At 46.2% G+C, this 12,152-nt stretch carries 11 protein-coding genes; 3 read left to right on the forward strand and 8 right to left on the reverse strand.

What is annotated here, in order from left to right; all coding sequences use genetic code 11:
* Positions 1-11: 11 nt before the first annotated feature.
* Positions 12-587 (forward strand): RNA polymerase sigma factor, encoded by a 576-nt coding sequence (locus AC1DFM_RS04345; RefSeq protein WP_477075500.1) that lies wholly within the window; start codon positions 12-14, stop codon positions 585-587.
* Entirely contained in the window at positions 562-1,695 is a 1,134-nt protein-coding gene (locus AC1DFM_RS04350; RefSeq protein ID WP_477075501.1) for a S1C family serine protease, read from the forward strand. The genes AC1DFM_RS04345 and AC1DFM_RS04350 overlap by 26 nt, the downstream gene beginning before the upstream one ends.
* Before the next feature lie 86 nt (positions 1,696-1,781).
* On the opposite strand, the gene AC1DFM_RS04355 is transcribed toward AC1DFM_RS04350, so the two are convergent.
* From AC1DFM_RS04355 to AC1DFM_RS04385, 7 genes are all read right to left on the reverse strand, one after another.
* Positions 1,782-2,504, reverse strand: coding sequence for a peptidase associated/transthyretin-like domain-containing protein (locus tag AC1DFM_RS04355; RefSeq protein WP_477075502.1), 723 nt, complete (start codon positions 2,502-2,504; stop codon positions 1,782-1,784).
* A gap of 179 nt (positions 2,505-2,683) precedes the next feature.
* On the reverse strand, positions 2,684-2,869 hold the full coding sequence (locus tag AC1DFM_RS04360) for a CsbD family protein (RefSeq protein ID WP_477075503.1): 186 nt from the start codon (positions 2,867-2,869) through the stop codon (positions 2,684-2,686).
* 77 nt (positions 2,870-2,946) lie between these two features.
* A complete protein-coding gene (locus AC1DFM_RS04365; protein ID WP_477075504.1) occupies positions 2,947-3,900 on the reverse strand; it encodes an aldose epimerase family protein in 954 nt (317 codons plus the stop codon).
* Between the two features lie 135 nt (positions 3,901-4,035).
* Complete coding sequence (locus AC1DFM_RS04370; RefSeq protein ID WP_477075505.1) at positions 4,036-5,514, reverse strand: xylulokinase; 1,479 nt, start codon at positions 5,512-5,514, stop codon at positions 4,036-4,038.
* Positions 5,515-5,598: 84 nt separating this feature from the next.
* On the reverse strand, positions 5,599-7,284 hold the full coding sequence (locus tag AC1DFM_RS04375) for a sodium/sugar symporter (RefSeq protein WP_477075506.1): 1,686 nt from the start codon (positions 7,282-7,284) through the stop codon (positions 5,599-5,601).
* Positions 7,285-7,644: 360 nt separating this feature from the next.
* Positions 7,645-8,784, reverse strand: a complete 1,140-nt coding sequence (locus AC1DFM_RS04380) for an NAD(P)/FAD-dependent oxidoreductase (protein WP_477075507.1) — start codon at positions 8,782-8,784, stop codon at positions 7,645-7,647.
* A gap of 9 nt (positions 8,785-8,793) precedes the next feature.
* Entirely contained in the window at positions 8,794-9,594 is an 801-nt protein-coding gene (locus AC1DFM_RS04385) for an SDR family NAD(P)-dependent oxidoreductase (RefSeq protein WP_477075508.1), read from the reverse strand.
* Positions 9,595-9,743: 149 nt separating this feature from the next.
* Between AC1DFM_RS04385 and AC1DFM_RS04390 the strand changes: the two genes are divergently transcribed.
* Positions 9,744-10,793: an NAD(P)-dependent alcohol dehydrogenase gene (locus AC1DFM_RS04390; protein WP_477075509.1), complete on the forward strand. Its 1,050-nt coding sequence runs from the start codon at positions 9,744-9,746 to the stop codon at positions 10,791-10,793.
* 102 nt (positions 10,794-10,895) lie between these two features.
* On the opposite strand, the gene ilvA is transcribed toward AC1DFM_RS04390, so the two are convergent.
* Positions 10,896-12,152: a threonine ammonia-lyase IlvA gene (gene ilvA, locus AC1DFM_RS04395; protein ID WP_477075510.1), complete on the reverse strand. Its 1,257-nt coding sequence runs from the start codon at positions 12,150-12,152 to the stop codon at positions 10,896-10,898.

Consider the following 12,152-nt stretch of genomic DNA (forward strand, 5'->3'; position numbering starts at 1 on the left):
CTGTATTAAGAGTGAAGCAAAATCAAGACATAACAAGAGATAGGGAATTATTGCTGGGACTGGCAAAAGGTGAGGATAAGTCACTGGAAATCATCTATTCAGAGAATTTTCCAGTGGTTTTAAGGATGATCCTTCAGCATAATGGCTCAGAAGATGACGCCAAAGATGTATTCCAGGAGGCTATTATAGTCTTATATGAAAAGGTGCAAAAGAACGACTTTACCCTAAGCAGCAGGCTAAAAACCTTCCTTTATTCGGTTTGCCGCCATCTGTGGCTCAAGAAAGTTCAACGTACTTACGGACTATATAGTTTGTCTCCCGAGCTGGAAGAAGTAATTCCGGCTACCGAGGAACTGGAAGAGCATTATGCAAAGGACCAGGAATTCAGGATTATGGAAGGGGCAATGGGCAGCATCGGCCAACCCTGTCAAACCATCCTGGAAGATTATTATCTGCATAAAAAATCTATGCAGGAAATAGCAGAGAAGTTTGGATATACCAACGCCGAAAATGCCAAAAACCAGAAATATAAGTGCCTGATGCGTTTGAAGAAGTTATTTTTTGATCAATACAACACATCTATATAAGAAGAAAGCAGCCATGAAAGAGGACATGATCTTATTACGTGACATTGAGCGTTACCTGGAAGGGGAAATGAGCGAACAGGAAAAAACTGCTTTCGACGAATTACGCCGTACCAACCCGCTGATTAACCGGCAGGTAGAAGAACACCAGCTGTTCCTCCAACACCTGGGTAATTATGGTCAGCGTCAAAACTTACAAGCCAAACTGGAAAAGATACACCAGCAACTGGATATGCCAACCCTCCGCAAACAGGCGCAGGACGACAACCAGGCAGCCAAACGGTTATCTATCCGTCGCAGAACAATCACCAACCTGGCCGCAGCCGCCTGTATTGCACTGGTAACCTCTCTTTCTACCATTGCTGTGATACAAAATGTAGCCCGCAACAAGTCCACTGCACAATATGAAGATGTAAGAAGGGTGCTGAATAATATTCAACGCTCCCAGAATGCACTCATTAATGATATGAACAGCAAAAGCAAAGCACCGTTAAATCCCGGCACCTATGGTGGTACTGGTTTTGCGGTATCCGGTAATGGTTACATTGTGACCAACTATCATGTAGTAGCCGGCGCCGATTCTGTGTATGTTCAAAATAATAAAGGTGAAGCGTTTAAGGCTGTCAGCGTATTTGAAGATATTTCCAGTGACCTGGCCGTATTAAAAATTGCCGACTCCACCTTTAAAAGCCAGCCACTCCCCTACGCGTTGAAACCACAGAACGTGAAACTGGGCGAAGAAGTATTCACCATGGGCTTCCCCCGCGATGAAATTGTTTATGGCAGAGGTTATATCAGCGCCAAAACAGGCTTCAATGGCGATACCACGGCTTACCAGGTATCTATCCCGGTAAACCCAGGCAACAGCGGCGCTCCACTGCTAGATAGCAAAGGCGATGTAGTAGGTATCGTGACCGGCAAACAAACTACCTCCGATGGTATTGCTTTCGCAGTGAAATCAGCGCACCTGAAACACCTGCTGGATGAAATGCCGAAAGACAAACAAATCCGGAAAGACCTGGGCCATAAAAGCCACCTGGATGGTATGAACCGGGTAGATCAGATTAAGAAACTGGAAGACTTTGTATATATGGTGAAGGTCTATAATTGAAATAGCCGTTAGCTTATAGCTTATAGCAAAAATGCCGCTACGTGTAACGCGTAGCGGCATTTTTGCTATAAGCTAATGACTGAAAGCTAGTGGCTTTTAGCCTTCCAGGCTTTGTATTTATCAGTGATCCAGTAAAGCAGATCATTATTAGCAATGGTACGCATAGTGTTATAATCCGGATAATTATCCCGCATAAACAGGTGCAGGGAGTCGCCGGTAAGGCCGGTTACCTTGTTTACTAACAACGGAGTAAAGCGGGAGTCGATGTATTTCTCTTTTTCCATCTTCTCATAGTTTTCCTTAAACTGTCGTTTTTGCTTTTCCTTTTTAGAGAAACGGGTGATAGGGCTGATCACAATCCCAGCCCCCTGTGGTGTATTTCCGCCTGCCAGTGGTTTGTTAGGCTGATCAAGAATATAGCCGTACAGATTGCGTCTTTCAATCGAATCTTTCTGGTAAGGGCTATACTGGGAGGTGATTTCCACTCCTTTCAGAAATTTCCCTGCAGGTATCATAACCACATTGGAAGTTTGTGTACCTGCGCTTTCCCTAACAATTACGGTATCCGGTACATAGCCCACAAATGTAATCACGATACGGTCGTTGTGGTTACCCGTAATTTTATAATAGCCGCCCTGATCAGAGAGGGAACGTTTGCCATTATTCAAATTGCTAACTGTGGCATAGGGTAATACCAATTTATTACTGTCTGAAATCATCCCGGTAACCGTTACCTGAGCGCTCACTCCGGATGCGAATGCCATACTGAAAATACAGCCCAATGCTATAATGCGTAATAAAACCTTCATATAAAGTGTAATAAATTTAACTGTTGAATCCCTTCCTCTCCTTTACAAACAGATCAATATAGACATTGTTCATATCTGTATTTGAAGTTACAAATTAAACGAAATGCCGGCGTGTTAAAAAAACAAAATCCTTCCGCTAACGGAAGGATTTTGTTTTTTGCATATCCCTTATGTTCTTATCAGGCAGATTTCAGTAAGCTGATTACTTCGTCGCGGGTTTTTCCCAGCTTCTGTTGAAGCTTCCCGATCAACTTATCTTCCTGCCCTTCTTCATACAACAGATCATCGTCGGTCAGATCAGCATACTTTTGCTTGAGGGTGCCTTTTAATTCGTTCCACTTTCCCTTGAGTTGTAACTTGTCCATCATTTTCAATTTAAGGTGAAATAATCTGGTTACGTACAACCGGGGAAAGCCAACAACTATGCCATGCGGTTGGCTACCTACAGTGATACCTTGATACGGGTATCAAAAACACGGCTTTCTCCTGCAGCCAGCTGAACCAGTCCAAGTCCGTTGTTAAAGGCATCCGGCGCACCGCTGAGGTTCTCTACCGCGATGCTGTTTCGGTGCGGTGGAATATATATTTGCAGGATCGGATAGTTGTTGCCAGGATAAAAAGCGATGTTGATATTTTTCTTCGGATCGTGGATGTTGGCAAGCGGTTGTGATTGGCTTTGATCCAGGATAAAAGAATTATCCAATTCCACTCCCTTGAGCAGTTTACCTCCAGTAAACTCCGTATATGGGAGCAGGTTACCAGTAGGCAGTAATTTTTCATTGAACTCCACTATCTGTTTGGAAGCAAAGGTCAATTCCAGCTCGTCTACCGGGGTACCCGTGCTAAAATAGGGATGCCAGCCATCCATTACCGGAATAGTGGTACCACTCTGGTTGATAATGGTAGTACTGAGTTGCAGTTCATTGCCGGCATGCAGGGTAAACGTAGCCACACAGTCGTAGGCAAAGGGATAGCCTGCGTCGTCTGTTGCTTTAAAATGATGCGTCAGGGTCACGGAAGCCTGTTGATCATCCGCCGTTTGTGCGGTGATGGTAAAAGGCGCATCATATAAGAGGCCATGGATGGCGTTGCCCGGTGCAATTGTTTTTTGAATCTCAAGAGAAGCGCCTTCCCAGGTATATTTTGCATCCTTAATGCGACAAGCATAAGGACTCAGTTTTACGCTTTTGAAACTGCTGCGGAGATTTGCTTCGAGGTCAGCCAAATCCTGGTAGCTATCGATCAGGTTAATGGTTTCCTGTTGACGCTTTACTTTGAAAGCATGCAACAATGCGCCGAAAGCGGGAATGATTTCTATCTGTGTACCTGTTGCCAGATCCTGGAGCGCGACGATATCAAATCCTGCCTCTTTAAAAGAATGGATGCCAAATTTCATTGTTCAATATTTATAATTCCAGACAAAATAATAAATTTTTAGTGAGATAGGAGATTAAACTGTCTTCTCTAATGCTGCAAAAAACAACAGGCATCTGCCGGGTTAAGACAGATGCCTGCGTGGATATCGTTTATACTACTTAATTGTTGTTCGTAATCCGTTTAGCCAGCTACCATATACATCGCGGTATTGTGTTTGCAGGGCGGTATCGGGTTCTATCACGGACAGGCATTCCATACCGCGGAAGGCATCTTCAGAGCTAACGTAGCCCGCTCCTATAGCGGCTCCGCGTGCAGCTCCCTGGGCGCCATCCGTATTATATAATTCGATGACTACGTTGGCGGTGTTAGCGAAAGCTTCGCGGAACAGGGGGCTGAGGAACATGTTAGCATGCCCGGCCCTTACACGGTGAATGTTCAGGTCCATTTCCGCCATGATATCCATTCCGTAGTTAAGTCCGAATACAATGCCCTCCTGTACGGCCCGCATCATGTGCGCGCGCTGATGGCGGTTGAAATTCAGGTGACTAACGGAGGCGCCTATACTCTTGTTTTCCAGGATACGTTCGGCACCGTTGCCAAAAGGAAATACCTGCAGGCCATCTGCACCAATAGGCGCCTGAGCGGCCAGGGCATTCATTTCCGGATAGGTAATATCGCCTACCAGGTTCTTCAGCCAGCTATTGGCAATACCCGTACCGTTCAAACACATCAGCACCCCGTTTCTCGTATGTGCGTGGTCGTTATTCACATGTACAAAAGCGTTGACGCGGCTCTGACGATCGAAACTGTTTTTATCGTGCACCGCGTACACTACACCGGAAGTACCTGCGGTAGTAGCTGCTTCGCCGGGTTGCAGTACATTCAGTGAAAATGCGTTGTTCGGCTGATCGCCTGCACGATAGGTCACTGGTGTGCCGGGAGCCAGTTTAAGTAACGCAGCAGCGGCAGCTGTTAATTGTCCTTGTACGCCGAAAGTGGGCACAATGGCCGATAACAGCGCTTCATCAATGTTGTAATGTTTCAGTAATGCCTGTGATACTCCATTTTCCGCGAAGTCCCAGAAGGTGCCTTCAGAAAGACCGGAGATAGTAGTGCAGGTCTCACCCGTTAATTTCATGGCAATGAAATCCCCGGGTAACATTACTTTATGAATACGTTCGTAAATGTGCGGTTCGTTTTCCTGTATCCAGCGCAGTTTTGAAGCAGTGAAGTTACCAGGGGAATTGAGCAAATGCGAAAGACAATATTGTTCGCCGAGTGCTTTAAAAGCGGCGTTGCCGATATCCACTGCGCGGCTGTCGCACCAGATAATAGCCGGCCTTAATACCTGCTGGTGTTTATCTACGCATACCAGCCCATGCATCTGATAAGCGATACCGATGCCTTTGATTTGTTCCGGAGCAACAGGAAAGCGGTTTAATAAAATGCCCGTAGCATTAATAATTTCCTGCCACCAGTTTTCCGGTTGTTGCTCGGCCCAGCTGGCGTGTGGCACTTCTATGGCCATCTCTTTTTCAGGGCAGGTGGCGGTGGCCACACAGGCGCCGGTATCGGCATTCAGCAGCGCTGCCTTGATAGAGGACGACCCAATATCATAACCTATAAAGTACATAACGTGAAAAATTAACCATCATCAAAAAAGCAGTTGTCCCGTCCCCGTTATATGGCGGGGCGGGACAACTGTAATATATTGCTATTACCAGAACACAGTATACAAAGCAATCAGTATACCTATAATGAGCAAAGCGCCCACCATGAAGCCGGTAGTAGGTTTAAACATAGTGCTGTCGATGGCCAGTCCTTTTGGATTGTTGACGCTGGACTTATCGCTCAGGGTAATGATCACCATACCGATTACGCAAATCACAAACACCAGTCCCATACGATCAATGAACGCCATTTCCCATAAACCGCTATCTGGATTCAACGCCGAAAATCCAATCTGGTGCAGCGGCTCCAGGTTGATCCATGCTGGCATGAATTTCAGGAAGAAGGATAACAGCAAACCACCGATCATGGCGAACATGGCGGCACTGGAAGTAGTACGTTTCCAGAAAAATCCAAGTGCAAACATGGCGAATACACCCGGAGATACGAAGCCGGTATATTCCTGGATGAACTGGAATCCGCCTTTTTTATCGATACCCAGGAAGTTGGAAATCACAATGGCAATAATCATGGTTACTACCACTACMATGCGTCCTACGCTCACGATCTTCTTTTCGTCAGCTTCTTTGTTGTATATCTTCTTATAAATATCTAAAGAAAAAATGGTAGAAATACTGTTGGCTTTACCTGCCAGGGAAGCTACTACTGCAGCTGTTAAGGCAGCAAAGGCCAATCCTTTCAGGCCGATCGGCAGCAGATTCAGTAACACCGGATATGCATTGTCTGCATTCAGGGAACCTCCTTTCATCATAGATTGTGCAAAATCGCCGTGGTTCTGGGAATACAGCACATAAGCCGCAATACCAGGTAATACCACAATCACCGGCATCAGCAGTTTCAGGAAACCGGCGAAGAGCAGACCACTGCGGGCAGTCTTCAAATCCGCGCCCAGTGCACGTTGTGTGATATATTGGTTACAACCCCAGTAGTTCAGGTTTACAATCCACATACCGCCCACCAATACACTCAATCCCGGCAGATCCAGGTACTTGGGGTTTTCTTTGTGCAGGATCATGTGGAAATGTTCACTGGCATGTTGTGTCATCAGGGAGAAGCCTTTCAATACGCCGGTAGTTCCGAAATGCTCAGACACCAGTTGCAATGCAAGGTACGTAGTAGCCAATCCACCCAGGATAAGGAAAAACACCTGGATCACGTCTGTATAACCGATCACCTTCATACCACCCAGTGTAATGAGAATAGCGAAGAAGGCCAACGCCACCATACATACGTAGAAGTTGATTCCGGAGATGGTAGATACCGCCAGGGCGCCGAGATACAGGATGGAAGTGAGGTTTACCACCACATATAACAACAGCCAGAACACGGCCATAATGGTACTTACCGTTTGATTATACCTTCGCTCCAGAAACTGCGGCATGGTATAAATCTTATTTTTCAGGTAAATAGGCAGAAAGAATACTGCCACCACAATCAACGTAGCAGCCGCCATCCATTCATAGGTGGAAATAGCCAATCCTATGTTGAAGCCGTTTCCGGACATCCCAATAAATTGCTCGGCAGAAATATTGGAAGCGATCAGCGAAGCACCAATTGCCCACCAGGTAAGCGACCCTTCCGCCAGGAAGAAGTCTTTCGAGTCCGTGGTCGCCTTCTTTTTCTTGCGATAAATATAGTAGCCGTAGCCTGCCACTATTACAAAATATACCAGGAATACCAGGTAGTCAAAGATGTGTAAGGATTTTGTTTGCATAACGTTCAAACGTGGTTATAAAAATTTTGGCGGATCAATATACGAATAAATGTAAAAAATACGCTTACAATGTTTTTTTTTAATGAAAAGTAGTCTGCCGGTGGATCGGCCGATAAAACTATTCATTTAAAATTCCTATCATAGCTCATTTATTAAAATGAAACAATTAATACCCCTTACAGATACAAAAGGTACCTGTATACATGCTTAAAAAAATGAGTTTCAGCTGGGTTTCCTTTCTTTATAAGGTGGGAACGGTCAACTGAATGCCTGCTAATCGTGGAATAAAAAATTAAATATAGAAAAGAGAAATCTGGGAAGCAAGCTCTTTTTTTGGCTGCAGCCATTCAGCAGCTGATATTAGCTGTTCAGGGCCATTCTGGCAATTTTATCGCCAATCATGGAACCAATGGCTACTCCCATGCCGCCCATGCGCACACCTACCACTACATTATCTGAATGCATTTTCACCAGGGGTTGTTTGGTTTTACCGAAAGCCATGATGCCCGTCCACCGGTCGGCAATGGCCACTTCCCGGCCCGGCAGGATGGTGGTACGTAACAGCACCTCCAACTCATGCTGGATACGGTCGTTGAATTGAAAGGCGGTGGAGGTTTCCCCGGTAAAGTCCAGCTGACGCCCACCGCCCAGCAGCACACGGCCATCCAGCTCCCGGAAATAATAATATCCTTCTTCCAGATGAAAGACACCTTTAAACGGCAAATCCTTCACTGGCTCCGTGATCAGCACCTGGCCGCGTCCTGGTGTTACCTCTTCTTCCGGTAACAGCTGCCGGGTAAAGGCATTGGTACAAATCAATACTTTGCGGGCGGAGAATACCAGGTCTTCTTTCAGGGTATGATGGGGTACTATCACGTTAACCCCTGTATGAAAATCAGCGATGCTGCTGACCGGACAACCGGTTTTTATTTCCACCCCGCTGTTGATGGCTTTGTCTATCAAGGCGCGCATCATTTTTCCGGTATGCAGTTCCCCTTCAAAATTATTACGGACCAGGGCTTTGATGTACCGGGGCTCAAAACCAAAAGCTGACAGTTGCTGATCTGCCCGGGTAAATGCGGGCTGGCCTTCAAACAGGTTGCCCAGGATATCATTGACCTCGCGTAACTGCTGCAGCGCCCACTCCTGGCGGGTACCGATTAATTCGAAGCTGCCATTTTCCCGGTATCCGATCTGGTCATCTCCCAAACGCTTTCTCAACAAACGCAAACCGGATAAACGCAAGTCTACCAGGTTTAAAACATCTTCCACCGGCATCGTTTGCAAATCAGCCAGGATTTCCGTCAAACTGCCAATACAGGCGAAGCCGGCATTTTTGGTGCTGGCCCCGGTAGGTAATACTTCCCTTTCCAGGACCATGACCCGGCTTTGCGGCGCCCGTTCTTTCAGGCTGATGGCGGCCGACAGTCCTACGATACCACTACCAATGATGATATAATCGTATTGCAGGAGACTTTGTTTTTCCCAATAACTGAGCATAGCTGTAATTTACACCGTTCCCACTGATCCACCATCTACCCTGAACACCGCTCCAGTGATAAAAGCTGCCTGGTCAGAAGCGAGGAAGGCAACAATTCCGCCGGTTTCTTCGGGCAGGCCGGGTCTTCCCAATACCTGGTAAGGGCGGTTCTCCTTCAGGAAGTACCGGGCCGCTTCCGCAGTAGATATACCTCTTTCTTTGGCAATGCCCTCCAGCATGTCATCCACCAATGGTGTTCTGATAAAAGCCGGCGATACCGTATTCACCAGTATGTTATCCTTACCATAATTCTGCGACAACGTTTTGGAATAGTTATTCAACGCGGCTTTGGTGGCATTATAATGTCCCATGTTGGGATCGGGCTGTTCCGCATTTTCTGAGGAGATGTTGATAATCCTTCCCCCACCTTGCTTTTTCAGGTGAGGAATCACCAGGTTGGTAAGGGCTACCACACCGAAGAAGTTGACTTCAAATATCTGTCGCCATTGCGCCAGGCTAATGGTGTCCAGCGGACCGAAGGTATCAATCCCACCAGCGTTGTTGATGAGAATATCTATGTGTCCGTACTGTTGAATGGTGGTATTGACTAATTGTTGCAGGTCGGCTTCTTTGGTCATATCAGCCACGACAGCCAGTACTTCTTTGCCGTCTAAGCGGAACATAGCAGCGGTATCTTCCAGTTCATCTGCGTTACGGGCGGTGATGACCACGGTGGCATTTTCTTTCAGCAACGCCGCAGCAATGCCTTTTCCGATGCCTTTACTACCACCGGTAACGATGGCTACCTTTCCTTTTAAGTTAAGATCCATGATTGTATGATTTGATACTAAAAATAAAAGATACGTTTCGGGGATGGACAGTATAAGTTATTGAAAAAACGGTAAAAAGATGGGAGGGGGCCGTGAACTTATCGTCAATTGTACAAATTACGTAGCTTCGGGTCCTAAAAATTTACACCATGATTGCAACAAAAGCTTATGCTGTGCAGGATGCTGCTTCACCGCTGGGTCCATGGAACTTTGAACGCAGGGAACCAGGTCCGCACGATGTACAGATTGAAATTTTATATTGCGGTGTATGCCATTCCGATATACACCAGGTACGGGATGAATGGGGTGGCTCTATTTACCCAATGGTACCCGGCCATGAAATAGTAGGACGCATTACCAAAGTAGGCGATCATGTAACCCGTTTCAAAGTGGGCGATCTGGCCGGCATTGGTTGTTTTGTAGATTCCTGCCGGATATGTGATCCTTGCAAAGCCGGCGAAGAACAATACTGTGTAACCGGTGGCGCCAGCACGTATAACGGGTATGAAATGGATCGTAAAACGCCTACCTATGGTGGCTATTCCACGCAAATTGTTACCGATGAAAAATACACCCTGAAAGTTTCTGATAAATTACCATTGGAAGGAGTAGCACCGTTGTTATGCGCCGGTATTACCACTTACTCTCCCCTGCGCCACTGGAAAGTAGGCAAGGGACACAAAGTAGGCGTAGTTGGTTTGGGTGGTTTGGGACATATGGCCGTGAAGCTGGCTGCCTCTATGGGTGCAGAAGTGACGATGCTAAGCACGTCTCCTTCCAAAGAAGCAGATGCGAAAAGACTGGGTGCACATCATTTTGCACTGATGACAGATAAAGAACAGGTAAAAAAACTGCGGAACAAGTTTGACTTTATTATCAACACTATCTCCGCACCACATGACTATACTACTTATCTGAATTTACTGAACCTGGATGGCGTGATGATTTGTTTGGGCGTTCCGCCAGAACCTTCTGCTGTACCTGCTTTCAACCTGATCATGGGACGCAGGAGTATTGCCGGATCTTTAATTGGTGGTATCCGCGAAACACAGGAAATGCTGGATTATTGCGCAGAACATAATATTACCAGTGATGTGGAAGTGATTGATATAAAAGATATCAACACAGCGTATGAAAGAATGCTGAAGGGAGATGTGAAATATAGATTCGTGATCGATATTGCATCTTTGAAGAAATAGCAGAAAGCAGAAAGCAAAAAGCTATTGTAGCGAGTACTTATTGCGGATATTTATTCGCTTTAATTACTCGCTACAATAGCTTTTTGCTTTCTGCTTTCTGCTCTACACCAGGTATCCGAAGAGTGTATCATTTTTATTCAGTTCCGTTACCTGGAAATTATATTTTTTGAAATTGGCCATTAGTTTGTCGTAATCCTCTTTGTACTTCAGTTCTATTCCTACCAATGCGGGTCCTATTTCCTTATTATGTTTTTGTATGTATTCAAAGCGGGTAATATCATCGTTAGGACCGAGAATATGATTCAGGAATTCCTTCAGCGCACCCGGGCGTTGGGCAAAGCGTACAATAAAGTAGTGCTTAAGGCCTTCGTAGAGCAGGGAGCGTTCTTTTATTTCCTGCATGCGGTCAATATCGTTGTTGCTGCCGCTGATCACACACACTACTTTCTTTCCTTTTATTTCTTCTGCGAAGTCGTCCAGTGCAGCGATAGAGAGGGCGCCGGCGGGTTCTACCACGATAGCGTCTTCATTATATAACTGAAGGATGGTAGAGCATACTTTTCCTTCCGGTACGAGGTGCATTTTTTCCAGCACGTCTTTACAGATATCGTAGTTGAGGGTACCTACTCTTTTCACGGCGGCGCCGTCTACAAATCGTTCAATTTCGTCGAGGGTAACGGGGGCGCCGTTTTCCAGGGCACGGAGCATGGAGGGTGCGCCTTCAGGTTCTACGCCAATGATGTGGGTTTTAGGGCTATAGGTTTTAAAGTAAGTGCCCAGGCCTGCTGCCAGTCCGCCGCCACCAACGGGTACAAAAAGGTAGTCGATGCCGGTTTGATCTTCCAGAATTTCCACGGCTACGGTACCTTGTCCTTCAATAATTTTCGGATTATCGAATGGCGGAATGAAAGTCATGCCACTGGTTTTGGTGAAAGCCTGTGCTTCTGCGGAGCAGTCGTCGAAAGTATCTCCTACGAGGCGAATTTCGATGTTATCACCGCCGAACATATTTACCTGGTTAACTTTTTGTTTCGGTGTAATCACGGGCATAAATACCACACCTTTGATGTTCATGGCTTTGCAGGCATAGGCGAAGCCTTGTGCGTGGTTACCGGCGCTGGCGCAGGTAACACCTTTAGCGAGGATATCGGCGGGCAGGCTGCTGATCAGGTTATAAGCGCCTCTTAATTTATAAGAGCGTACAATCTGCATGTCCTCTCTTTTCAGATATACATCACAGTTATAGCGCCGGGAAAGGTTGGCACTATACATAAGCGGGGTGCGCGTGACCACCGGCTTCAGCTTCACTGCGGCGTCGAGGATATTCAGTGAATTGACACTACTCATTACTTCAGACAT

This window comes from Chitinophaga sp. 05T412 (assembly GCF_056396465.1).

Coding starts and splice junctions, on each gene's coding strand:
- AC1DFM_RS04355 (WP_477075502.1), bottom strand. CDS start 2,504: ATGAAGGTTTTATTACGCATTATAGCATTGGGCTGTATTTTCAGTATG.
- AC1DFM_RS04360 (WP_477075503.1), bottom strand. CDS start 2,869: ATGGACAAGTTACAACTCAAGGGAAAGTGGAACGAATTAAAAGGCACC.
- AC1DFM_RS04365 (WP_477075504.1), bottom strand. CDS start 3,900: ATGAAATTTGGCATCCATTCTTTTAAAGAGGCAGGATTTGATATCGTC.
- AC1DFM_RS04370 (WP_477075505.1), bottom strand. CDS start 5,514: ATGTACTTTATAGGTTATGATATTGGGTCGTCCTCTATCAAGGCAGCG.
- AC1DFM_RS04380 (WP_477075507.1), bottom strand. CDS start 8,784: ATGCTCAGTTATTGGGAAAAACAAAGTCTCCTGCAATACGATTATATC.
- AC1DFM_RS04385 (WP_477075508.1), bottom strand. CDS start 9,594: ATGGATCTTAACTTAAAAGGAAAGGTAGCCATCGTTACCGGTGGTAGT.
- AC1DFM_RS04390 (WP_477075509.1), top strand. CDS start 9,744: ATGATTGCAACAAAAGCTTATGCTGTGCAGGATGCTGCTTCACCGCTG.
- ilvA (WP_477075510.1), bottom strand. CDS start 12,152: ATGTCTGAAGTAATGAGTAGTGTCAATTCACTGAATATCCTCGACGCC.